The organism is Symmachiella macrocystis, assembly GCF_007860075.1.
Classification (GTDB): Bacteria; Planctomycetota; Planctomycetia; order Planctomycetales; family Planctomycetaceae; genus Symmachiella; species Symmachiella macrocystis.
On sequence record NZ_SJPP01000001.1, the window covers coordinates 2,279,007 to 2,303,675 of the forward strand.

The following is a 24,669-nucleotide window of genomic DNA, read 5'->3' on the forward strand; positions in this document are numbered from 1 at the left end:
TACTGCGGGCTTACCCAGCAGTGTGATACACGTCACCCATAAACCACGAACGGACAAGCTGCCAACGGCACACCATCACGCACCAACCGTCGGCAGCACATACGGACCTTGGGGAATCACCGCCACTTGAGCCTCAGGTCCATATTCCGTCAGCGACGAGGCGACCGCTTCTTCAACGGTGGCGGCCGACTCGACAAACAAACCGTTGATCGTCTCGGCCGGCAGGCCGTCGGTGACAAATTTGACTTTCGCTTTGCGGCGGACCTTGGCCAGTTCCTCGAGTTGCCATTGGTCCATCACGAAATACTCTTTGCCCAAAATCCGTTCCATGAAGATCTCCAACGACGCATTGTCGTCGAACAGACTTTGGAATTCCGGACTGCCAATCCCTTCGGTCAAACTAGCGGCAATCACAATCGTCCCTCCCTGCTTGACGATCGGCAACGCTCCGGTCAGCCCTTTGACCGCTTGATAAAACGTCGTATCCAGCGGATAACCCGCGCTGCAGGTCACGACCACATCCACCGCTTCGGGCAGCGGAGCTTTCACATGTTTTTCGATGAACGACACACCTGCCAGAAACGCCTCTTCCATGTCGCCGGCCACCACCGACGTTACGCGACGCTCCTTATCGAGCGTAACATTCACAATGAAATCGCAACCCGCTAATTTGGCGATCAATGTGTTCTCTTCGTGCACCGGATTGCCTTCCAAGAAACCCTGGTCTGCTTTGGGGTGCTCTAAAAAGTCCGGTCCGTGCCAAATCTTGACCGTTTCCAACGCAGCAATCCCGGGGCAAATCAATTTGCGGCCCCCCGAATACCCGGCCATCAGATGCGGTTCGATCAATCCCGTGGTGATCTTCAGTTCCGCTTCGATATACCGCGTATCAATCCAAGCCGGCACGCCCCGCTCGGTGGTTCCCAGATATGTATGTTCGTCGAGCACCTTGCCGTGATGATTCTCGCAGCAGTAATTCTCCGCGACGTCCGCTCCGACCAATTCGACCAACTCGTCCCCTTCGTTGGGACGATGCAGACCCGTTGCCACAAGAATCGTGATCCCCTCGCGCGGGACCCCCGCCTGTTCGATCGTCGAAAGCAATTCCGGCAAAATCTGTTTGTTCGGGACCGGCCGCGTAATATCACATACGACAATACAGGCCGTCTGTTTCCCACGGGCCAACTCTGAGAGCGGCTGAGTGCCGATCGGGTCCGCAATCGCCGCCCGAATCGCCGCTTGAGGATCTGTCAGCGGCTCCGCATCCTGGGTCTGCAACAGCCCCACCACCCGGTCATCCGGCAATTCCACATCCAGCCCGGTCTTCCCATAATCGAGTTGCACACGCATCAGCAAACATCCCGTTCATTTATTTGAAAAGGTTTTAAAACCTATGGAGACAATCAAAAACACTCACGTAATTATACGCGTACGCGGCCACGAACGACCAGCATGCGATCATTGAGCCGACTACACCCTCCCCGCCACCAATGCCGCAAACTCCAGCATCAACTCCGCTTTCAGTTCCATTCCAATCCCCGGCACGTCCGGCAATGTGACGTACCCGTTCTCGATCGGGCTGTCGTCGGCGAAACCGCCGAACGGTTGGAAGACTTCTGGATACGACTCGTTGCCCCCCAGTCCCATCCCCGCAGCGATGTGTAGTGCGAATTGGTGTCCCCCATGGGGAATGCAGCGACGACGGCTCCACCCCTGCTCGACCAACATCTCTAGTGTTCGCAAATATTCCACCAAGCCGTAACTCAGCACCGGATCGAATTGCAAAATATCGCGATCCGGCCGCAGTCCGCCGTGCCGTATCAGATTGCGGGCATCGGCCATCGAAAACAAATTCTCGCCCGTCGCCAACGGCCCCTCATACGCTTCCGCGACCTGAGCATGTCCCGCGTAGTTCAATGGTCCGACTGGTTCTTCGTACCACTTGAGCCCCAACGGCGCCAGTGCCGCAGCATAGTCCAAAGCAGTTTCGACATCAAAACGCGCATTCGCATCCACCGCCAAATGCTTGCCGTCCCCGACGACTTCCAAGGCGGCTTCGATGCGTCGCAGATCCTCGTCCAAAGTAGCGCCGCCGATTTTCATCTTGCAGGCGTCATACCCCATGTCGAAATAGCGCCGCAGTTCTTCTTGCAGTCCGCTTCGATCTTTGCCGGGATAATAATATCCCCCTGCGGCATAAACATAGACCCGCTCGTCCGCTTGTGAGTTGTTGTAGCGCTCCGACAACAGACGATACAACGGTTGGCCGGCGATCTTGGCGACTGCATCCCATAGCGCCATATCCACCGTGCCGACTGCTACGCATCGCTCGCCATGTCCGCCCGGCTTTTCATTCGCCAACATCACCTGCTGCGCTTTGAAGGGGCAAATGTTGGATTGATCGTCCGTCAGCAATGCCTCAGCATCGGCGGCCAACAAGCGCGGAATGATCCGCTCGCGCAAGATCCCTCCTTGTGCATAACGGCCGTTGGAATTGAAACCGTAACCGATCACCGGTTGACCGTCGCGCACGACATCAGTCACCACCGCTACGCAAGATGTCGTCATCTGCGAAAAATCGATCACGGAATTGCGAATCGACGACTTCATAGCCGCCGTCCGCTCCAATACTTGGATGATTCGCATCGTACGCATCCTGAAACGCAAAAACCCACGGCATAGCCGCGGGCGATTGTTATCTCTGCAAGTGAATTCACGCGTTCATGACATCACGATTTGTCATTCGGCGACGGATCATACACCTTGATGATTGCGCTATTGTCCTCATCACCGTATCCGTCAACTTGCGCCTTTTTCAAAATCCGTTTGTGCATTTGCGTTAACGGCAGCTTCGCCCCATTTTTAACGCCAATATGCAACATCAAACGGACATCCTTGAGATGCTGCGACAACTTAGCTTGCGGCGTGAAATCGCCCTCAAGCATTTTGTCCCCCTTGGTATCCATCACTGTCGAATAGGCGGGACTGGCGCGAAGGATCTTCAGCACTTCTTGGGGATCCAAACCTAACGACTCGGCGAACTTCAGCCCCTCGGCCAAAGCTGCGCGATTCAAACCCAAGACCATATTGACGGCCAGCTTGACTTCGGCACCCGTACCACAGGGACCGACGTAAAATTTTTCCCGAGCGAAGCAATCAAATATCTCGCCGCACTCGTCGAACGCTTTGCGCTCACCGCCGGCAATGACAATCGCGTCTCCCTCGCGAACCTGTGCGCTGGAACCCCCGATTGTGGCATCCAAATAGCCGATATTTTGGCTGGAAACCATCTTCGACAAGCCAACCATTTTTTCAGGCAAGCCGGTGGTCGTGTCGATCAAGATCGTCGAACTCCATGCCACCGGCAACATTTCCGATATGACGTGTTTGACGACATCGGAATTCGGTAGGCACAACACGATCCGTGAACATCCCATCGCTACGTCGCGTGAAGAGCGAACCGGTTGCCCTCCCATCGCTTTCAATCGGTCACGAGCAGCTGGATCCAGGTCGTATCCCAACAAAGAATAGCCAGCGGCTGCAAACCGCTCTGCGAGAGCAGTTCCCAACAATCCAAGTCCAACTATCCCAAGCCTTTTGACACTCATCTGATCGTAAACAATTGGAAATAAAGCGGTTAAGTAATCGCAGCCAAGTTCGTTTTAATAGCGCAACAGTCGCGATCGATGTGTGAACGCTGACTAGGAACAAATGGATCATCGCCAATTTGGCCAGTTTCATCAAGTATTCATCTTAATTGATGCAATGACCCTTAAGCAATAAAGTTCTCCGATGATCCCGGAAAGCCCAAGTAAAACCCTGGAACAGCCCGCTCCAAACTGCCCGAAAGTAGAAGTCCTGCCCAATAACAAGGCAAAAATCCGAGTTAGGAACTGGATTGAGGCCGGCCTGTGACCTGTATGTGATTGTGGAACGGGTTGGGGATGCAGATGAGCGCGTCAAATATCCAGGTCGCGCACATCCAAGGCATGTTTTTCGATGAAATCGCGGCGAGGCTCCACGTGGTCCCCCATTAACACGCGAAAAATCTCATCGGCAGCCGTGGCGTCCTCCATGGTGACCTGCAACAAGACACGCCTGCTGGAATCCATGGCAGTTTCCCACAATTCCTCGGGGTCCATTTCGCCCAGACCTTTAAACCGTGTGAGTTTGAGACCTTTGCTTTTTTCGCCAATATCCCGCAGTGACGGTAACAACTCCCGCAAGCTGGCCACGTCGGTCTGTTTGTCATCATGCTCGACGTGGAACGGAAAGACAACGACGCCGTCCTTGATCTCGGCCGGTACAAAGTCATCTAACTTCAGACCAAAACCGGACAAGCTCGTCAACACGCGATTGATCGTACGAACTTCGTGCAAGTCGACCACTTGCAACGTCGTTTCGGCCACAGGTTGTTTGTCGCCATTCTCCTCACCCGGTTCGGTCAGGGTTTCGTCGGCCACATCTAATTCGCCGCCGATCTCCGCTTTGCACTTCGCTAAGAAAGCATCCACTTCCTCTTGATCATTGAACCAATGTTGCTCGCGCCCCAAGAACAACCGGTACCGCGGTAACAATCCTTTTTCAGTTTTGTGCTCAGCTGCTAAGTGCCGCAATGAAATTCCGCGACGCTCCAACGTCTCCAGCGGTTCTTCTAGTTCAGCAATCATGCCCACGATCTCTGTCAAATGATCGCCGGCAAAGACCGTTCCATCTGCGGCATGCAGCGTACTGCAATCCAAACCAAACGTAACCAACTCTTGCATCATTTGTTCTTGCGTTTGCACATAACGCTTTTTCTTTTTCTGCTCCACGCGATACAATGGCGGTTGGGCGATATAGATACAGCCCGACTTTACCAACTCCCGCATGTGCCGAAAGATAAACGTCAGCAACAGCGTACGAATGTGGCTGCCATCGACGTCGGCGTCGGTCATGATGATGATCTTGCCATACCGCCGCTTTTCGACATCTTCAAGTTCCGCACCGGGCGGCACACCGACGGCTTTGAAAATGTTTGAAATCTCGGCGTTGTCGAGAACCTTGACCAGCCGCGCTTTCTCCACGTTGAGGATTTTTCCCCGCAGCGGCAAAATGGCTTGGGTGTTCGAGTCGCGGCCAGTGTCGGCCGATCCGCCGGCCGAGTCCCCTTCGACCAGGTACAATTCGCTGATCGCCAATTCCTTCGTCCGGCAATCCCGCAATTTTTCCGGCAGTCCCCCAGTCGTCAGCGCGCCTTTACGACGAACCATTTCGCGTTGCTTGCGTGCTGCTTCCCGTGCTTCGGCCGCGAGCATTCCTTTTTGGCAGACCCGTTTGGCCGTCGAGGGGTTCTCTTCAAAGAACTTCATCAACGCATCATTGGTCACGGTCGTGACGTAACCCTCGACTTCGCTGTTGCCCAGTTTTGTCTTCGTCTGACCTTCGAATTGCGGGTCGGGAACGCGCACGGAAATGACAGCGGTCAATCCCTCGCGAAAGTCGTCGCCGCTGGGAGTCGTGTCTTTAAACAGGTTCGCTTTTTTGCCGTAGGCGTTGAGCGTACGCGTGAGCGCGCTTTTGAATCCGCTCAGATGCGTCCCGCCTTCAATCGTATTGATGTTGTTGGTGTAGGTCCGCAGGTTTTCAGAAAACCCGTCGTTGTACTGCAACGCGACCTCAACCTCGACCCCTTCGATTTCGCCGTGTACTTCGATCACTTCGGGAAACAGCGGGTTCTCCGTGCGGTTGAGATGCTCGACAAATTGCACCAACCCCCCTTCATAAATGAATTCCTCCGACTGGTCGGTACGATCGTCGGAAATCCGAATCCGAATGCCTTTGTTCAAAAACGCCAACTCCTGCATCCGTTTGTGCAGGGTGTCATAGCTGAAGTTCGACTCCTCAAAGATTGTCGTGTCGGGCTTGAAGGTCAGCTTCGTGCCGGTCTTGTCGGTCGTCCCCAATTTTTTCAACGGCGTCGTGACTTCACCGCGGGCAAATTCCATCATCCACACAAAGCCTTCGCGGCGGACTTCCACTTCCAACCATTCACTCAACGCATTGACAGCCGTAATCCCCACGCCGTGCAATCCGCCGGTCCCGGTTTTGTAGCCGCTGTCGCGGTCAAATTTCCCACCGGCATGAATGTGCGTCAGTACCACCTCAACAGCCGGCCGATTGTCGACATCCGGCATCGGACCTACGGGGATCCCTCGGCCATCGTCGCGACACGTCACGCTGCCGTCGGCATTGATTTTGACGGAAATCTTCGAAGCGTGTTTATTGACCGCTTCGTCGACGCTGTTGTCCACCACTTCGTAAACCAAATGGTGAAAGCCCCGCGTACCGGTATCGCCGATATACATCGCCGGCCTGGTGCGAATCCCTTCGATTCCTTCCAGCGCACGAATCTGGGCTTCGCCGTATTCCGCTCCCCCTTGCGGGGCTGGTTTTTCTGATGCTTCACTCAATGTCTATTCTCCGTCCAAGTCAATGGACTCATTCTTGCCCGGACCGTCCGGCGGTCCCGAAAGGCATGCGAGGAATCGGTCATGTGACCGGCTGTCGTCCCGCCGTTCACTTGCCGATGCCGCCGTTGAGTCGAAACTTCAAGTCCTTGATGTTCAACTCCGGTTGTCGTTCGCGCAGCGCACTCAACAAACCAGGGCGACCAAATGAAACCAACTCGCTCAACAATGCGGAATTGGAAACTTCCACTTGCAAAGCGCCGCGATTAATTCCCGTGACCCGCGTCTGCTTGGCGACGTCCGCTCCTGCGACCTCCTCCCAAACAGTTCGCAATTGCGCTTGGCCCAATGTACGCGCATAGCCGCGACGCTGAATCAATTCACTCAAAGCCGCCGATACATGTACCGGCCCATTTTGCGCAGCCATGATTTTTAACGATCCCTCGACAACGGCATGATGACGTAGATGTATCCGTCGTCCGTCTTCAATGCAGCTGCGCTTTCGCCGTCGGTCAATTCCAGCGTGATCTGTTTTTCCGGTTCCAAGACCCGTAAAAATTCAGCCACAAATCGCGGATCGAAGGTGATGCTGATTTCCGGACCGTCGTAGCTGATCGGTACTTCCACGCGCGACTGACCCACGGTTGAAGCCCGGCTGTCCAACGACAACAAACCGGGTGCAAAATTGAAATTGACCCCGCGACTCTCCTGGTCCGTTACGATCTGCGCCTGTCGCACGGCCGAATAAAAAGGATCGACCACCAACTGCAACGAAACCTCCGATTGTTTCGGAATCACCGCATCGTACTTCGGAAAGCGACCTTCGACCAGGCGGCTATAAATCGTGGAATGTCCCGAACGAATTAAAATGTCGTTGTCGCGAATAGCAATGTGCACTTCCTTGTCGTCATCCGAAAGCGAACGTTCGATCATCGACATCGCCTTCGCGGGGATGACCGGCGGACTTTCCGGTGTGGGCGGCTCGCCCTTGTAACTGCAACTCGCCGACATCAACGCCAAGCGGCGACTGTCGGTGGCAACCAGTTTGATCGACTCGCCCTCGGTTTCCACCAGGATCCCACCCAAGGCATATCGCGTGCTCTCTGTATCGGTCGCAAAGATCGTTCGACGAATCATCTGCCGAATCGTTGCAGCCTCGACAATGATATAATTCTCTGCGTCGAATTCACTGATGGAAGGAAACTCTGCTGGATCTTCCAACGGCAATTCAAATTCGCTATGCCCCGATTTGATGCGTACGGTGTCGCCGGTCGACTCCAACATCACCGTCTCGTCGCGCAGCTCACGCAAGATGGCAATGATCCGACTGGCCGGCAACAACAACTCGCCCGCTTCGGCCGTGTCGACATCTTGGATCACATAACGAATGCCGACTTCCTGGTCCGTTCCGATCAAAGCGATCGAATTTTCAAAGACTTCCAGCTTCACGTTCTTCAAAATCTCTTTGGGAGTTCTTGAAGGAACGACGCCGCTGACGGTCTGAAAGGCGTTTGCGAGAATCGCGCAATTACAAGTGAGTTTCATGCCGACACGGTTACCTGATAAAAACGATAGGTATCGGAAATTGGGAAGCCCCAATCGGACGCAATGCCCGACTTCATCTTACCCACAATTTTTGCTTTGAATGGAGCCGTTTCTTTATAGATAATTTAAAATTATCAGTAGTAGTATCAAGGCACCTATTTTGCTGTGGATACTTTGGCAATCATTTTACGAAAGTGTATGATATGAAAACACTTAAAAAACGTCAACCAGCTGATGTGGCTGTTTAGAGATTGTTGAAAATTGGGTGAAAAAACGTCGAGAATTTGTCAACAACTGCCCAGTTATCGACGGTGACTCAGGCACTGGAGTCAACACGCATTTTCACCACAAATTCATCGCCAATCCATCAACAAGTTACTAACAATTTGGACTCGCAGAAGTGTTGAGCGTTTGGAGAATCTGGGTAATATGGCGACGTATTTCGGCGCTCTCCAACGCTCGCGATTTGATCCGACGACAGGCATAGACGACCGTCGCATGGTCCCGATTCCCAAAGTAGCGGCCAATCTCCTCCAACCGCTTTTCCGTCAACTCACGCGCTAAATACATCGCGCACTGCCGCGCCAATGCTGACTCCTGGTTGCGACTTCTAGAACGAAGCCGACTGACAGAAATATCAAACTGCCGCGCCACGGCTCGTGTGATGTCCGACAATCCGAGGTCGGGCCGCTTGGCTTCATGCTGTAGGTAGTTGCGGACAAACGGTGTGTCGATCCGGCAACCTCCTAAACGCGCTGCTGCTTCGACCTGAATGATCGCTGCCCGTAGTTCCCGCGGCGAAACTGACAATTCCACGGCCAGCAATTCCGCTGCTGCGTCGGGGAGCGGAATCATTTCTACGCTGGCGAAATGCGCCAATAACTGTTTGCGGCTCGAGAGACTGGGCAGTGGTATGGCTGCGCAGACACCGCCAATACAGCGGTTGACTAGTTTTTCGTTGCTGTTTTTGAGTTCTCCTGGGCTTTTTCGCGACGTGAACAGAATCTGCCCGCCACGCGCAATAATGCGGTCAACTTGCGCCAACAACTGTTGTTGGCTTTCCGGGGAGCCTTCAAACGCCTGAAAATCTTCAATCACCAAACAGTGGATCGCCGCAAAAGATTGCTGAAATTGCGGAATGTTGTTGGCTTGGGCCGCTTCGACGAATTCGTCGATAAACTCAGCCGCATGTTTGAACATCACTGTCGGACGCCGGTCGGCGGAGCGAACGCGCTGCAGAAAATGCTGCGCCAGTTGCGTTTTCCCCACACCCGAAGGCCCATAAATAAAGGCGATTTGGGCGTTTTTGCTGTGCGGCGTTTCTGAAAGCGTTTCGACAGCTGTAAATGCCAATGCGTTTTCAGGCAAAACCAGCAGGTGCGAATCGACGCGCGACGGCATCGAAACGATTCGACCAGATTCGGCTTTTGCAGGGCTGACGCTCATGGTCATTCCGGTTTTGTTTATGAGGAGCAATTGTCTCGCATGCGGTTCACGACGCCGGCGATTCGACCGACGGCATCATCCATTTCCGCCTCTGTATTCCCGACTCCCACACTGAAACGAATCGAACAATCCAGCACTTCGTCCGGACAATTCATCGCCACCAAAACGGGGGCCGGCTCCGACGAACCGCTGGCACAGGCGCTTCCCAACGAACAGGCGATTCCTTCCAAATCGAGAGCAATCAGCAGCGGATCCCCCCCCAAACCAGGAAAGGCGATGTTCAGCGTATTGGGCAAGCGATGTTGCTGCGAGCCATTGACGATAACCGGTGGACACCGCTCCCGCAATCCTGCTTGCAACCGGTCGCGGAGTTGCTGCAACAGTTCGAATCGTGACGTCGGATCCGCGTGAAATGCCTCCAAGGCAGCCGCCATGCCCGCAATCAAAGCCACCGGTTCGGTACCTGGTCGCCGCTCTGCTTCCTGATGCCCCCCAAAAATCAACGGATTCAGCCTCCGCTCCGCTTTGATCAACAATCCGCCAATCCCCCGCGGGCCATTGAATTTGTGCGCACCGATGCTCATGGCATCGACGCCCAGCGCATGAATATCGACCGGAATCTTGCCCGCTGCTTGAACGGCATCCACGTGCAACGGAACGCGATGCTGCTGGCACAACGCTGCCAACGGGCCCAGATCCTGGATCACGCCGGTTTCGTTATGTGCCAATATCACCGTAACCAGTTGCAAATCCTCCCACGGCAGTTGAGGAAACTGTTCATCAATCAACCGGCCTTCGCCGTCGATATCGAGAAAATGCAGTTTCCAGCCGCGCCGCTGCAGGGCGCGACATGCTTCGAGAGTCGCAGGATGTTCTCCGTGCGGTAGGGCGATTGTGCCGGGGGTCGTGCCAACCAAGCCGCGTATGGCGAGGTTGATCGATTCGGTGCCGCCGCTGGTAAAGATCAGTTCCTCCGGCGTGGCTCCCAGAATCTGAGCGATCGATTCGCGAGATGCCTCCAGCACCTTGCGAGCAGCGCGACCGGCTGCGTGTCGACTCCCGGGATTTGCAAAACTGTCGGCGAAATGTCGCTGCATCACGTCAAGCACTTCCGGCAACGGCCGTGTGGTGGCGTTGTTGTCGAGATAGATCCAGTGATCAGACGTGTCAGCGGCCATGATTGCACGACGTCGTGGAGAGAAAAAAAGAGGGGGAGTTCATGCTGTTTTACCTGGAAAGCTGTCGACATCACAAGCGGCGGGGCGGGTGGATTTGGCGGTCGAGGTCAACAACACAGTAGCGTTGCGGCGGGCGGCGGTTTACGATCTAGGTGTGGACTTCGTTTTCTGTTGGCGAAGTCTTCCTGGTTTCCAAGATCCTTCCACGGTTGGCGCTCGACTGAATGAGTTCCCTCGACCTGACATCCAGCGACGTTCCGGCGATTGTCGAATTGCACAGCGCTATCGAAACGCCCGAAAACGTGGTGTTGACCTATCGGCTAGCGGGGCCGGCGCTGCGGTTGTGGGCCTATGTAATCGACACGGTCATTCGCGGGATCGTATTGTTCGTGGCGGCCATCGTGGCGGAGATCTCGGAAATGGCCATCGAAGGGGTGCCGATGGGCCTGTGGCTGGTGCTGTTGTTCCTCATGGAGTGGGGCTACTTCGCCATCTTCGAGGGGTTCTTTCGCGGCAAGACGATCGGCAAACATGCGATGAGCATCCGCGTGATTCAAGAAGCGGGCTATCCGATCAGTTTTTGGTCGGCGTTGATGCGCAACTTTCTCCGCGCGGCTGACATGATTCCACTCTACGGCATCGGCTTCATTTCCGCATTCACTTCCGGCAAGTTTCGACGACTGGGCGACCTGGCTGCGGGAACGGTTGTGATTGAGGAACGCAAAGTGCAGCTTCCGCGCGAACCGATCATCCTAGAAAAAATTCAACCGCTGTCCCGCACGGACATCGGCACCTACGTTCCACCACACAAAACGTTGACATTGATCGAAGAATTCTTACAGCGGCGGTTCGTCGTTACGCATCAACGGGGCCACGAATTGGCGGCGCGTTTGGCAGCGGTCTTAGCGAAGAAACTCAACTTCCAAGGGGAAGCAAATTTTGTTGAGGAATACCCCATGGCTTTTTTAGCGCGCGTCTACGTGACATTCCATCGCACCATGAACAACGACGCCGACGAAATCCATGACCACCACCCAGACCAGCGACAACAGGCCGTCGCCGGCGAGGCCATGTTTACGTCACCGTAACGCGTTCCCAAACGGAGATTGGGAACGAGTAGTAAAGCATTTTGGAACGTTTTTAACTTGCCCATCGCGTCACACGAAGCGGATTTGCCTGCATGATTAGCAAACGGGAATATCGACGCAAGCGCCAAGCGGACTGGACCCGCTTTGAGGCGTTGATCCACAAGGTGGACAATAAAGGCTGGAAAAAGTTATCCGGAAACGATGCCTCACAGTTCTCGCAGCTATTCCGTGAAGTCTGCCACGACTTATCCATCGTCCGCACGCGCGATTGGGGAGCAGGCTTGACCTCCTACCTGAACGATTTGGTCACCAAGGGGCACAACATTTTCTATAAGGCCCCGCCGACGCGTAGCCACGATTTTTTCGCCTTCCTCTCCAGAGGTTTCCCCCGCATTTTTCGCCGGAACATCGGCTTTTTCATCACCGCAGCTGCAATGTTCTTTCTGCCGCTATTGATCACGTGGATCGTCGTGCAAAATCGGCCGGAGCTGGCCACCCGCATTCTGCCTGTGCAACAACTCGACCAGATGGAAGACATGTACGCCGAGGCTGAGTTTGAAGAGTTCGGGACCGACCGCGCGGCAATGGGGGGATTTTATGTCATGAACAATGTCGGCATCGCACTGCGGTGTTTCGCCATGGGAGTCTTATTGGGCACCGGCACGGTCTACCTGCTGTTGACCAACGGCATCGTCATCGGTGCGACGTTCGGTTATCTCATCGGCAAAGGGCACGGTGAAAACCTCTTGAGTTTCGTCGTCTCACACGGGTCGTTTGAATTGACCGCCATCGCTGTCGCCGGTGGCGCCGGACTGATGCTGGGCGAGGCCATCGTGCATCCCGGCCAGCGGACGCGGATTGATTCGCTCAGAACCCGCGGACTCGAAGCAGTGCAAATCGCCGGCGGCGCCGCTGTGATGTTGATGGTGGCCGCCATGATCGAAGCCTTCTGGTCGCCGGCGCCCATAGCGGATGAAATCAAATATACCGCCGGCGGCATGCTGTGGCTGTTAGTGATTTTGTATCTCACACTCGCGGGTCGCGGCGAGGAGGTGGCATGAGGTTCGATCACGTCCGTATCCGCCTAGAACCGCTGAGCGTTTCCAATTGCCTCGACATGGCTGTGCTATTCTACCGCCAATATTTTAAGCCAATCGCTCAGTTGCTGGCCCTGTTTGCTTTGCCTTGTTGCGTCGCAGTTTATGTGATGGTGTACTTCTACGAATACGATTTGCGCCTGCCGGCGCTGTTGTTTTTCGTCCTCAGTTCCCCCCTGGGCATTTTGCTCATCAGTGGCACGGCCGCAGCGTCGTTCGGCGAACCGTTCTCCTGGCGGCGCGTGTTGAAACAGAAACCGGGCCGATTGATCAGCCTGTTCTTTCGAGGACTGTTGTTGCGGGCGGCTGTGGGCTCGGTGATCCTGATGTTCTTTCTTGAAGATTGGGACCTCGCAATTCGAGTGCTACTGGGCTTTGTGTTGTGCCTGTTTCCCGGCGTGTGGTTGGCCATTCGTTCCGGATTTCTCGTGGAGCGGACCGTGTTGGCGGACTTGTCGCATCATGTGCACGAAACGCGGGGCAGCAAATTGATTCATAAGCAGTTTGGCGAACTGTTGATCGGCGGTGGCATGATTGTGGGATATTGTGCGTTGTTGTGGTTGGTGTTCTTTTTGGTCTTTGATTTGGCGATCAATTTTTTGTTTCACATTCCCATTTTCTTCCCACGACTTGGCCCCGACGGTGACATGGGCTTTTTGTTATGGGGTGACCCCAAGGTGCTCTGCTTGATCACGTTTTGCGCCTTTTTGGTCTATCCCTTGGGGCGTTTGGCGTGGTTCTTCACCTACATCGACCTCCGCGTCCGCCGCGATTGCTGGGATATGGAATTGGAATTGGCGCAGGAAGCCGATCGACTGGAGGCCACGTCATGATCACGCTGACAAACCGCGCGCTGGCCTGCGTTTGTTGGTTGGTCCTGATCGCGCTGGCGGCTGCTCCGCTCAACGCACAGGACGGACCGCAGCCGACCGCATTCGAAGATCCCAATGTCGTCCGCGACGAGATCGAGGATATTTTCTCCACACCGGAATTTCGCCGATTGAAGTACGATCGCAGCGACGCTGAAATCACGGATTCGGAATTCAAACCGGCCGAATTGCCCGATTGGGTCAAGAGAACCACCGAGGCAATCGGCAGTGTACTGGGACCGATGTTGTCCTATATGTTTTGGATCGTCGTCGCCGTGCTCTGCGGGTTGATTGTCTATGTGGTCTACGTGGGGATTACGTCGATAAAGCGCCGTTCCAAAAAGGAAGACTGGCTGCCTGATGATTTTGAGGAAGGGGATGCTGCCCTCTCCCCAGCGGAATTGTCGGCCGACGTTTACCTGAATCGCGCCGCTGAATTGGCCGCCGCCGGCAATACGCGCGAAGCCATTGCCCAACTATTATTAGGAGCGATGAGCTACATCGAACGGGAAGGCTTGATTCGATTTCGTCGCGGATTGACGTGTCGCGACTATCTCCGTGCGGTGCGTTCGCGAAATGAGTTGTATGCAGCGCTGGGCCAGATCGTAGGGATCTACGAGCCAATCTGTTTCGGCCGCCGCGATGTGCTTCCCGAACATTACGAAACGTCGCTGGACAATTATCTGGGGGCGTTTCATGCGACGTAACGCGTCCACATTCTGGTCCTGGTTGTGGCAGGCCGGATTGATAGCGGTGATCTCGCTGCATTTCTGGTTTCCGCGCTATTCGCAGCAACCGTTGAACGATACCTACAGCACCGAACGCGCGGGCAAAAAGGCGTTTTTCCTGCTGGAGCAACGAAGATTTGTCGAAGCCCGCCGCAATGATCTTTCGCCGGCCAGCGTTGTGGAAGAGATGTACGACGACGACGTTTTCTGCCTGCTCGGCCCGAGTCGGCAACCCGATCAACGCGAATGGAAGGTGTTGTTGGATTGGGTCGAGCAAGGTGGCTCGCTGATCATCGCACCCGCCTATGGTGCTCCGTCATTAAAGATTGACGAGCTAGGGCTGCAGGTCGAACCGCTGTTCGATTTTGATATTAATCTTGGAGAAATGCTGGAGCAGGTGCAGGAACAAAATCAGGAAGAGGAACCGCAGCCGGTACAGACCACGCTATTTGGCGGCGGCGAGCTGCGCTGGCGATCGACTGGGAAGGTCACCGGCGACGGGGGCGAGGTTATTGTTGAGTTTGACGACGCGGCGCAAGCCGTGTTGAAACCGTATGGCTCGGGCCGCGTCTTATTGCTTGCCTCAGATGAGATTTTTTCCAATGGATCGTTGGCGTATAAGGACAACGGCATCTTGGCGCAGCGGTTGGTGGAATCAGTCGCCTCGCCGGAGAGTCATGTCATTTTCGACGAATATTACAACTCGATCGGCGCGCCGAAGGTCGTGGGTTTGTTATTCGATCCCTTATTGCGTCCGTTGACAGTGCAGTTGTTGGCCTTGTTGCTGTTGTTTGTTTGGTACGGCTCACGGCGATTCGGTCGGCAACTTCCAGCGTTGTATAAACCGCGACACAATATCGTGGACCACACCGACGCACTGGGGAACATGTATTATCGTACGGGTGACGGCCGTATGGCTCTGCGCGACTATTACGAACAGTTGCGCAAGGATCTGCAGTTTCGTCATATGTCGCTCACTGACAACCAAGCTCTGGAAACACTGGCCCGCCGCGCGGATCAGGAACCGCAACAGGTGCGAGACCTACTCGCGCGCGCTAACAGTGCAATCAATGGATCCAAATTAAAACGCCGCGCCGCCGCGGAAATCATCCGCGATCTCGCCACATTGCGCGCTGGAATTCTCCGCAAACAAAGCGTACGAGCGAAAAGCTAAACTGTGGTGGTGAGGATTCTTAGCCACAGATTGAACACAGATAAAACGCAGATTAACGGGAGTCAAACCTAAGCCCCCAAACCGACGGCTTGCCGTCGTGCACGGCGCTCCTAATGAATTCAGCGCTTCATCACGATTGATTACTAGGATGGGGTGCCACTGGCTTTGCCAGTGCGATTTCCCGTGTGTGCGATATTTGCGAAACACTGGCATAGCCAGTGGCACCCTCGTTTTTTATGTTTGACGATTAAGGTGCGCATAAAAAAACCGACGAGAACTTGCTTTGGTTCTCGCCCGTTTTAGATTTCTCAATGTCAGTTCATCGAGGAACTACTTTTTCCCCAATTCCCAGCAGGTAAAGCCGACCGCTTTGAGGCCCGCTTCGTCCAATGCTTTTTCGACCGTTTTAGAATCATCCTTGGCGAAGGCTTGTGCGATCAGCACGCCTTGTTCGTCGAAGAACTTCTTCATTTGACCGTCAACGATTTTGTCGACAATGTTTTCCGGTTTGCCCGAGGCTTTGGCCTTTTCGGACAACTCTCCGCGTTGCGCTTCCACAGCAGCCGCGTCGAGTTCTTCGGGCAAGGCGACTTTGGGTTTCAGTGCGGCGATGTGCATCGCCATGTCCTTGAGGATATCCTCGGATTTGGAGTCTCCGGCCGCTTGGAACAACACGCCGGTTTTGCCGTCGTGATGCACGTAGGACCCCACCGGACCGTCGACTTTGATCACGCGACCGATCACCATTTTTTCACGGATCTTGTTGGTGATCTCTTCGTGCAGATCTTTGAGCGTTTTCGACGGATCATCCGGAACAGGCTGTGCCAACAATTCGTCAGCCGTCGCTGCGCCCGGGCCGGTCAATAGTTGTTTGGCACACTGGGCGGCGAGAAAATTGAAGTCGTCGCTTTTGGAGACCGGATCAGACTCGCACATCATTTCAATCATCACGCCGGCGCTGCCATCGTCGGCAATCGCCACGCAGAACTTGCCCTCGGCCGTGACGTTGTCTTTGCGCTTGTCCATCACTTTGCCGACTTGGTTCTTCAGGTACTCAACAGCGCCTTCTTCATCACCATTGGCGGCGACCAATGCTTTTTTGCATTCCATCATCGGGAGGTCGGTCCGCTCCCGCAGTGCCTTCACAGCGGCAGCTGTGATTTCTGCCATCGTGCCTACTTTCTTTTTTCTATTGGTAACGTTTAGCCGCAAACTGCCCAACGCATGGTTTTGCGGCGACTGTGTTGAAGCAAATACGAATCGGTTGGGGGCCCATCCCACTTAAGGGCGGGCCCCACCGGTTCATCATAAGGCTATTCGGTCTAGAGCGACGGAACGGGAGCAGGTTCGGGGGGAGCAGCCGGTGCGTCGTCTTTGGGGACGTCGACTTTGCCTCCGTTGATGGCCTGACTCAAGTGTTGCAGGATCAGATGGATCGAGCGGATGCTGTCATCATTGCCGGGAATGGGCAGATCGACAGAATCGGGGTCCGAGTCGGTGTCGATCAAAGCAACCACTTTGATTCCCAAAATTCGTGCCTCGTGGACGGCGTTTTTCTCTTTGCGGGGATCGATGACGACCAGCACTTCGGGAAGGCGGTTCATCGCGCGAATTCCGCTCAAGTTGCGGAAAATCTTCGTCCGCTCGCGGTTGAGCGACGATTGCATTTTCTTGGAAAACGTCGCCAGTTTGCCGCTTTCTTCCAGCGCTTCCAACTCTTCCAAACGCCGCAGTCGACTGCGAATCGTGCGGAAGTTCGTTAGCGTGCCACCTAACCAACGTTCGGTGACGTAGGGCATTCCGCAAGCCTTGGCCGCTTGTTCGACCGGATCGGCCGCTTGGCGCTTCGTGCCGCAAAACAGGATCAAACTGCCTTGCGAGGAGACTTGCGAGAGGTACTTTTTCGCCCGCAACAGCCCGCGGACGGTTTCCTTTAAGTCGATGATATGAATCAAGTTGCGGCGACCATAAATGTACGGCCGCATCTTGGGATTCCATTTGCTCACTCGGTGACCGAAGTGAACACCTGCTTCCAAAATTTCCTTGACGACAATATTCGGCATGCGACGAAAATCTCCTCAGATTTTGACCAGAAAAACGGCGTGACCGGCAGTCGCATTTCAGCGCGACTAGATGCGGCAAACTCGTGTACTGGAAAGGCTTTGTCTCCAGACGAGCTTTTGCGTTTGACTAGCGTGGCGGGTAGATAACTATTAGGAATTCCGTTGCACAGGGACCCGCCTTTTGACCCGGCGCGCATACGGATTTCTCACGTCGTGAGGGCTGGATCGTAACGCGTTGGTGCCCATTCGTCAATTAACTACGTTGTGAACAACGGCAGCACACCCTCCGGGCGAATCCATTCTCGCGCGACCTCCCCTCCCCCCCAACATCTCAAAAAAACCGAAGTTGCTGCAATTTTGAACATTCGTTAACATCCCGCCCGTTTCCCTCCGTCCGCCTAGGCCGGGACACGATTTACTATCCACCGGATGTTGCTCATTTTTTAAGCGAACACCCGATTCCGAATGAATGCTCCTTCGGTCAAGGATCGACCGGAGTTAATGAGATCGCACATGCAGGACCGACCGTGCGTCGCCGTCGCAGAGACGACAAGCGCAATCCAATTTTCTCCGCCCGGCAAAATTGGTTTGGTGCCCGCGCGCAACAATTGGGTCCCACAGAAGATTGAGTCTCTACTCAAATTGGGGGCGGGTCGGGCCGCCGAGGCGATACTCGTCAAAGCTCGCGACCAAACCGGCCACACCCGCTTGTGTGTCGAAAAAATCTTTCGACCAGGTTGGCTGACTCGTGCGGTCTATCGCTGCGCCTTTCAAGCGCCGTTTGCCTACCAAAATTCCGAAGATGCCATTCTTGCCTGCTTCTATCGCCGACGAGTCGCGGCAAGACTGGTCGAAGCGCTCGTCCCCGGTGTGCGCGTGGCTGAACCGTTGTACGTTCGCTGGGACCGTTCCAGCCGCGCGTTCGTACTGGGAAGCGAATTGATTCGCGGCCGGGGGATTCGTCCCGCTGCGGCTGATCTTCAAACATTGCGCCGCACGCTGCGAAACGGCTTTGGAAATCCGTACGGAAACAATCAGCAGCCCCCGGAAGAAATCGACGATCTGTTGCGGATCATGCGGCGGTTGGAAGCATTGATGCACGAATGCGGGTTGGTTGGCTCTGGTTGGCAGGTGAGTCAATCGGCTGTCGTCGCCACGGCGAATCTACTCCGGACCAAATCCGAGTACGTCGTCGTCGACCTCGAATCCGGCATTCCTGCATTACTCGTCCCCTTTTACCTCGCAGCAGGTTGGCGAATGCGGTCGATGCCGCTGTTCGATGATCTAGAGCCGCGCATGCTGCGAAATTTCGTTGAAGAGCATTGGCCGAAATTGCAATCCGAACTGGGCCGCACGGGGTTTCAACAGTTGGCCGACGATGTCGAGGCTTTGATCGAGCATACAGAGCGGTGGAAACAAGCCGAGATTGCCCTGGGCCGCCGCAGCACATCTTTGTTTTCACGTTCCTTTCGCAAAGCGCAGCGACTACGCTGTTTTGACATCTGGCAACGGCACGAAATCATCGACGAAAAGACGGCAAACCAATTCCGCTCATCGTCACGACTCTGGTCGCGACCGATCTTTTGGCTGGGCGTGATTCCCGGCAGCCCAGGGCGATTTCTGCAACAGATGTGCGGCAATCGGCTGGCCCGTCGCACAGCCCGGCAGGCGATCCTGCATCGCAGTTTTCGCCGCAAACAATTTGCCGAATATTGTGATCGCAAAACCAAACAATGGCGAAAGGCGGGACGCATTTCTCCGGAGCGGAGATTTGCACGGCTGTCTCCTCGATTCTTGACGAATGCCATCTTAGCCAAATTGACGCCGGCTGGCCTGCAGCGCTGGTTGTCCGATCCGCAACAGCGACGGACACAACTGGCACGATTTGTCTTGTTGATCGCCTCGGGACGTTATCAACGTGAATATGGCCGGCAGATGATTCGTCGGTCGTTGCGGGAATGGACGACTGCCGGTCGACTGCCTCCCCGTGAACAGGCCAGCTTAGAAAAACAATCGGATTCCCACGAACTCGACGAATACGCGCGGTGCTTTGGCATGCATCTCAGTTTGAAGCTGATCATGCCGGTGCTGATTCCTCTCAAAGTGGGCGGACTGGCGGCTTTTGCGGTCACAAAAGATCCGTGGTATCTGTTGCCCATGGCTGTTTCTCCCATCGCTCGAACGGCAATCACATTGTGGCGAATGGCACGCAATCGCTGGCGCGGCGTTCGCTATGGCGAAGCACTGGCGATCGGGATCTTACCGCTGGTCGGGAGTTTGGCCTTTCCCGTACAAATGTATGCAGCTCACAAACAACTGGCGACCTTTTTGATTCGGGACAATGCTGCGCGCTTGGGACGGTGGATCCCCATTTACGGCGGACGCAATTCCCGTTTGGAAATCGCTGCCATCAAAGCAGCCGACATACCGATTGAACTGCTCGACATCGGGCTGTCGGTCATCGCGTGGTTCCGAGGATTGTTTCCGCAATGGAAATCGGTCCAACCAGAAGAAGTTGCCCCGGCAACACTCTCCGCCTCGCGTTGGCAACGGTGGGTCGATCACCACATCAAAAAACTGATCGAATCCGAAGCAGCACAACAACTCATCAACGATCACATCGACAACCTATACAAACAACAAACCCATTACCGCCAACCAAACCACTACCGCAAAGCATCGTGACGTTTTGTTTGACAAGAATTCTTAGCCACGGATGAAACACAGATTAAACACGGATTCGATACCGTCGATCAGTGATTCCCAAGACGACCGCTGACTGTCACGCACGACCAGCCGTACCGAGAAATGTAACTCTCAGTGTCCAGCATACAGCAATAGGTGTTTCATTCGTTGTTTCGTTGCACAACGAAATGACTTGGAATTGTGAGTACGAGGACCAATAGCAACTTTTTTGATCTGTGTTCAATCTGTGTTTCATCTGTGGCTAATTTAAAGCCGTAAAAAACCGAACGACTCGGCGATCTCGATTCGTTCAAAAAGGGCAGTTTTCATGAACGGCCAAGGTCCCGAGGTTGAAGTCGGCATCATTTATACCGGTGAACGGCACTTTATGACGCCGCTGATCGCGTCGCTGGCAGCGTCGGATGGGACCGATAATGTGGGGCTGATTCTTGTCGACAATTGTTCCGCTGACGGGACCGGGGATTGGGAGCAAACCTTCCCTGCTACACAGGTGATTCACAACGAGCAGCGGCTGGGCTATGCCGAGAATCTCAACCGGATTCTCAAAGCGTCAACGGCGCGCTACATCTTGTTGATGAACACCGACATGCATTTCGATATCGATTCGCGCTGCGTTTCGCGGATGGTCGAATTCATGGATGCCTATCCCGATTGCGGCTTGGCCAGTTGCGGGATTTATCATCCCGACGGCAACTACGCGCACCCCGCTCGACGATTCCAAACCATCAAGACGATCGCAGCGCGGCGGTTGGGAATGGAGATGATTTTTCCCAAGGCGATCGCGGATTACCTCTGCATGGAGCAGGACCACAGCGGCACGGTCGACTGCGACTGGGTGTCGGGTTGTTTCATGCTGCTCCGTCGCGAAACGTACGAACAGGTCGGCGCGTTCGACAACCGGTTTGCCAAGTATTTTGAAGACGTCGACATGTGCCGCCGCGTGTCCCAGGCGGGTTGGCGCGTCATGATCAACGGGGCTGCTCGTTGCTATCATCACGAGCAACGCGGCAGCAAAAGCGTCCTCTCCCGCGATGCGCTGTTGCATCTGCAATCGTATCTGCGCTGGATCTCAAAATGGGGCTTCGACTCCGGCCAATCCAATCGCCGTGCGGCATAGCGGCTCAGCCGCTTGGTGCGAGCTGCCGCTCGAGGTGATTGGTCCGCTCCCGTTGGTCGCTATACGCTATTGCCACGTTGCGAATTCTCCCTACGGCCTACGGTCTAAAGCCGACAGCCTTTCTGACTCTGTGTCCTCCGTGCCTCCGTGGTGATCGGGTTCATAGACCGGCCTTGATCACCACCCCGCCAGTTGTCGTTCGTGCAAAGTGGGTGTGACGATTTTACAACCTCGCTGCCGGCTGCCGCTCACCGCGAAATTGGGATACGCGACCGCTGCGAAAAAAACATTTCCGCAACCCGCTACCGTGCCAAGTGGTTGGTGTCTCTCGAAAAGAATTCTTCCGCCGCCAGGCTGCGAAGTGGCAAGCGATTTGCATTGAGTCCCGGCACGTGAGCAGCAACAGCAACCTGCCATGTGACCCACCACTCTCTGAGAATAGGACTCTCAAAATGAATGTAACGCCTTTCAGTCTCGTACTCGGCGGAATCATCACGATCGCCTGTGCCGCCGATGCGGACGAAACCTGTTGCCCCTGCCCCAGGAGTCAACGCTCCGCGACCTGTACACGTTCCCCACGACATCCCGCAGCAACAGCCAAGGCGATGACGCCCGCGACAGAGATCCTCGCCTTCGAGGCTGATTGGTGTGGACCATGTCAAAAGATGGCACCGGTGCTGGCCCAATTGGAAAAGCAGGGCCTGAAGATTCGGCGAATCGATGTTGATAAAGACCGGGCGATGACCCGCAAGTTTCGGGTGACATCGCTGCCCACCATGGTGAAGTTAATCCGCGGACGCGAAGCGGGCCGGTTAGTGGGAATGACTTCTGCCGATCAAGTCACCATCTTGGCTGGCAAAGTCGCTCAGGCTTCCGGTTTGGGCGGGAAAGCGAAGTTCGCTGAATCTGCCACCGACTGTCCTGCCTGCTGCGAGTCTGAGCACTGTTGTGCGGACGCACTCTGTGAAATCCCGGCGGCGACCGAGGTCGAAACGTTGCTGCGGGCGACCTATGCGGTCCCACACGACAAAGCGGCCGCGCTGGTCGGTCTGCTGGAGAAAACCACCCAGGTTTCGATGGAAACCAAAATTGCCGATGGCAAATTGACCATCACAACCACGCCGGCAGCGCAGCGGACGATTGGCGCGTTTATCAATGCCTTCCTCCGCGATTCGTCTGTGTCCCCGCTGTCGGCGTGTTCCTCATAACAGACCGTTGAACGAGGGCACCGTCGGGAACTCACCGACCGAGGGATGTCCCGCTGTTCAACGGTCTTTTCCCCATGACTTTATCCCCGCAATGCCCCGTGGACGGGTGGTACGTCGCAGCCAAGTTTTGGTTTTGTCAATTGATCACGGCAGTTCGGTCCACCGAAATCGAGCGCGGGTGCCTTGTCCGCCCCTGCCCGACCGGCACAGCCGGCTGCCCGATCAATGTGCTTTTCAGCACCAGTCGAGCGTGACCCCATTTCTCGTGATGCCCCACGCTCGTCACCAAACCGCGGCGTACCACCCACCTTTTTTTGATGGGATCTTGATTGGGGTTCACCACGGAGGCACGGAGGGCACGGAGTAAGAAATAGGCTTTGGGCTTTAGACTTTAGACTGTAGTCCTTATGGAACCAGTCTATAGTGCCATGCGTTTTATGCCGTGCTTCATGAGGGGGACGTTGAAGTTCATTAACAGTCCCACACGCTTTTGGCTGAGTTTCAAATAGGTTAGTAGCTGGGCTTCGTGGATTTTGTCCAGTTGTTCGACGGCCTTGAGTTCTAAAACGATTTTTTCGTCAACAAGAATGTCGATCCGGTAGGCACAATCCAAACACATTCCCTTGTATTGAACCGGTAACTCGATTTCTTTCCGGAAGGGAATCTCTCGGAGATTCAATTCGTGGCATAAACACCTTTGATACGCCGATTCCAATAACCCCGGACCCAATTGCCGATGGACCTCAATGGCGGCACCAAAAATCTCGCTAGAAAGTTTCTCGTAGAGCAACATACGACCCCTCTCTCTATTTTTTGTCTAACTTCTCTCCGTGTCCTCTGTGCCTCCGTGGTGAACCCGATTACCCGCGCGAGAAGCGGAATGGCTCACTAGCGATGTGATAACCGGGGCGCAGAGCGACGTTCATCAGCAGACCCAGCGCCACGCAGGTGAACAACAGGCTTGAACCGCCATAACTGGCGAGCGGCAATGTCAAACCGGTGATCGGCATCAGTCCCACCACCATGCCGGTGTTGATCACCGTTTGAGCTGCCAGCAAAGCGACGATGCCTACGGCTATCAGTCGTCCGAACGGTTCGCGGGTCGAGGCGGCAACTGCTAATCCGCGGGCGAAGAGAAACAGGTACAAAACCAACATGACAGCACACCCCACCAGTCCCCAGCGTTCGCCGATCATGCAAAAGATAAAGTCCGTTCGGGCAGCGGGGAGGTGATAGGCGCGGGGGTCGTCGACCGCCATGCCAGTGGTTTCACTTCCCCAGACGCCTCCCAAGGCGATGACTTGTTTAGATTGATGCAGATGATAACCATCTCCCGCCGGGGCACGTCCCGAATCCTGTTGCACAAACAAAGTCACGATCCGCGACTTTTGTTCCGCACTCATTCCCATCCACAATAACGGCAGCACGGCGATGCCCAAACAGGCGATCGACACCAAATGCCGTGTCCGCGCGCCGGCGGCGAATAACATGGCGAACAGCACCGGCAGGAACAACATCGCCGTTCCCAGGTCAGGTTCGCGGAGAATCAGCGCCAACGGAACGAGCGACAACAAAAACGGCACAAGCAGTCCGGTCAGATTGCGGTAGTTGGCGCGGTACATCAAATAGCGAGCCAGCGCCAGAATGTAAGCCAGCTTGGCCAGTTCCGAGGGTTGGAAATTCATCACGCCCAGCGGAATCCAACGATGCGAGCCGTTGCGAATCGGGAAAAAATAGACCGCCAACAACAGCACCAAGCTGATGCCGAACAGCAAGTAGCTATTGCGTTTGAACAACTGATACGGCACCAGCGTCGCGGCCAACATCGCGGGGAGCGAGATGACCAGCCAGACGACTTGCCGTTCGAAGAAGGCACCTTCTCCGGCGAGCGCGTCGCCATGGGCAATTCCCGACAGTCCGCACAGCGCCAACGAGACCGTGCAAAACACGATCATCCACGGCAGCCGGCGAAACCACTCCCCACGATTCACAAATTCGCCT

20 protein-coding genes are annotated in these 24,669 nt (G+C 55.0%); 8 read left to right on the forward strand and 12 right to left on the reverse strand.

Annotated elements, in window-relative coordinates:
• Positions 1-75: 75 nt before the first annotated feature.
• The 8 genes from larA to CA54_RS08870 form a co-directional block, all read right to left on the reverse strand.
• The gene (larA, locus tag CA54_RS08835; protein ID WP_146370428.1) at positions 76-1,350 is read right to left on the reverse strand and encodes a nickel-dependent lactate racemase; all 1,275 of its coding nucleotides are present in this window, start codon (positions 1,348-1,350) and stop codon (positions 76-78) included.
• 120 nt (positions 1,351-1,470) lie between these two features.
• Positions 1,471-2,646, reverse strand: a complete 1,176-nt coding sequence (locus CA54_RS08840) for a mandelate racemase/muconate lactonizing enzyme family protein (protein WP_146370429.1) — start codon at positions 2,644-2,646, stop codon at positions 1,471-1,473.
• Between the two features lie 83 nt (positions 2,647-2,729).
• The gene (locus CA54_RS08845; protein ID WP_146370430.1) at positions 2,730-3,608 is read right to left on the reverse strand and encodes an NAD(P)-dependent oxidoreductase; all 879 of its coding nucleotides are present in this window, start codon (positions 3,606-3,608) and stop codon (positions 2,730-2,732) included.
• Positions 3,609-3,959: 351 nt separating this feature from the next.
• Positions 3,960-6,452 (reverse strand): DNA gyrase subunit B, encoded by a 2,493-nt coding sequence (locus CA54_RS08850; RefSeq protein WP_146370431.1) that lies wholly within the window; start codon positions 6,450-6,452, stop codon positions 3,960-3,962.
• 106 nt (positions 6,453-6,558) lie between these two features.
• On the reverse strand, positions 6,559-6,876 hold the full coding sequence (locus tag CA54_RS08855) for a DUF721 domain-containing protein (RefSeq protein ID WP_146370432.1): 318 nt from the start codon (positions 6,874-6,876) through the stop codon (positions 6,559-6,561).
• 5 nt (positions 6,877-6,881) lie between these two features.
• Positions 6,882-7,994, reverse strand: a complete 1,113-nt coding sequence (dnaN, locus tag CA54_RS08860) for a DNA polymerase III subunit beta (protein WP_146370433.1) — start codon at positions 7,992-7,994, stop codon at positions 6,882-6,884.
• Between the two features lie 378 nt (positions 7,995-8,372).
• A complete protein-coding gene (locus tag CA54_RS08865) occupies positions 8,373-9,395 on the reverse strand; it encodes a DnaA/Hda family protein (protein WP_231963009.1) in 1,023 nt (340 codons plus the stop codon).
• A gap of 62 nt (positions 9,396-9,457) precedes the next feature.
• Complete coding sequence (locus CA54_RS08870; protein WP_146370435.1) at positions 9,458-10,618, reverse strand: cysteine desulfurase family protein; 1,161 nt, start codon at positions 10,616-10,618, stop codon at positions 9,458-9,460.
• A gap of 224 nt (positions 10,619-10,842) precedes the next feature.
• On the opposite strand from CA54_RS08870, the gene CA54_RS08875 reads away from it, so the two are divergent.
• The 5 genes from CA54_RS08875 to CA54_RS08895 all read left to right on the forward strand — a co-directional run bounded on the left by CA54_RS08875 (position 10,843) and on the right by CA54_RS08895 (position 15,574).
• Complete coding sequence (locus CA54_RS08875) at positions 10,843-11,706, forward strand: RDD family protein (RefSeq protein WP_146370436.1); 864 nt, start codon at positions 10,843-10,845, stop codon at positions 11,704-11,706.
• A 92-nt stretch (positions 11,707-11,798) separates the two neighbouring features.
• On the forward strand, positions 11,799-12,767 hold the full coding sequence (locus CA54_RS08880) for a stage II sporulation protein M (RefSeq protein ID WP_146370437.1): 969 nt from the start codon (positions 11,799-11,801) through the stop codon (positions 12,765-12,767).
• On the forward strand, positions 12,764-13,636 hold the full coding sequence (locus CA54_RS08885) for a hypothetical protein (RefSeq protein WP_146370438.1): 873 nt from the start codon (positions 12,764-12,766) through the stop codon (positions 13,634-13,636). The genes CA54_RS08880 and CA54_RS08885 overlap by 4 nt, the downstream gene beginning before the upstream one ends.
• Positions 13,633-14,379 carry a DUF4129 domain-containing protein gene (locus CA54_RS08890; protein WP_146370439.1) on the forward strand — a complete coding sequence of 249 codons (747 nt, stop codon included), beginning with the start codon at positions 13,633-13,635 and terminating at the stop codon, positions 14,377-14,379. The genes CA54_RS08885 and CA54_RS08890 overlap by 4 nt, the downstream gene beginning before the upstream one ends.
• A complete protein-coding gene (locus CA54_RS08895; RefSeq protein WP_146370440.1) occupies positions 14,369-15,574 on the forward strand; it encodes a DUF4350 domain-containing protein in 1,206 nt (401 codons plus the stop codon). The genes CA54_RS08890 and CA54_RS08895 overlap by 11 nt, the downstream gene beginning before the upstream one ends.
• 330 nt (positions 15,575-15,904) lie before the next feature.
• Here the strand turns inward: CA54_RS08895 and tsf are convergent, their stop codons facing one another.
• Both tsf and rpsB read right to left on the reverse strand, forming a co-directional pair.
• A complete protein-coding gene (tsf, locus tag CA54_RS08900) occupies positions 15,905-16,744 on the reverse strand; it encodes a translation elongation factor Ts (protein WP_146370441.1) in 840 nt (279 codons plus the stop codon).
• 152 nt (positions 16,745-16,896) lie between these two features.
• Positions 16,897-17,637, reverse strand: coding sequence for a 30S ribosomal protein S2 (gene rpsB / locus CA54_RS08905; protein WP_146370442.1), 741 nt, complete (start codon positions 17,635-17,637; stop codon positions 16,897-16,899).
• Positions 17,638-18,150: 513 nt separating this feature from the next.
• Between rpsB and CA54_RS08910 the strand changes: the two genes are divergently transcribed.
• The 3 genes from CA54_RS08910 (at position 18,151) to CA54_RS08920 (ending at position 22,668) form a co-directional block, all read left to right on the forward strand.
• Positions 18,151-20,322 carry a hypothetical protein gene (locus CA54_RS08910; RefSeq protein ID WP_146370443.1) on the forward strand — a complete coding sequence of 724 codons (2,172 nt, stop codon included), beginning with the start codon at positions 18,151-18,153 and terminating at the stop codon, positions 20,320-20,322.
• Between the two features lie 328 nt (positions 20,323-20,650).
• Positions 20,651-21,460 (forward strand): glycosyltransferase, encoded by an 810-nt coding sequence (locus CA54_RS08915; RefSeq protein WP_146370444.1) that lies wholly within the window; start codon positions 20,651-20,653, stop codon positions 21,458-21,460.
• A gap of 452 nt (positions 21,461-21,912) precedes the next feature.
• Complete coding sequence (locus CA54_RS08920; RefSeq protein WP_146370445.1) at positions 21,913-22,668, forward strand: thioredoxin family protein; 756 nt, start codon at positions 21,913-21,915, stop codon at positions 22,666-22,668.
• A 418-nt stretch (positions 22,669-23,086) separates the two neighbouring features.
• On the opposite strand, the gene CA54_RS08925 is transcribed toward CA54_RS08920, so the two are convergent.
• On the reverse strand, positions 23,087-23,461 hold the full coding sequence (locus CA54_RS08925) for a GxxExxY protein (RefSeq protein ID WP_197532312.1): 375 nt from the start codon (positions 23,459-23,461) through the stop codon (positions 23,087-23,089).
• Between the two features lie 67 nt (positions 23,462-23,528).
• Positions 23,529-24,659 (reverse strand): FtsW/RodA/SpoVE family cell cycle protein, encoded by a 1,131-nt coding sequence (locus CA54_RS08930; RefSeq protein ID WP_231963010.1) that lies wholly within the window; start codon positions 24,657-24,659, stop codon positions 23,529-23,531.
• Between the last annotated feature and the right edge of the window lie 10 nt (positions 24,660-24,669).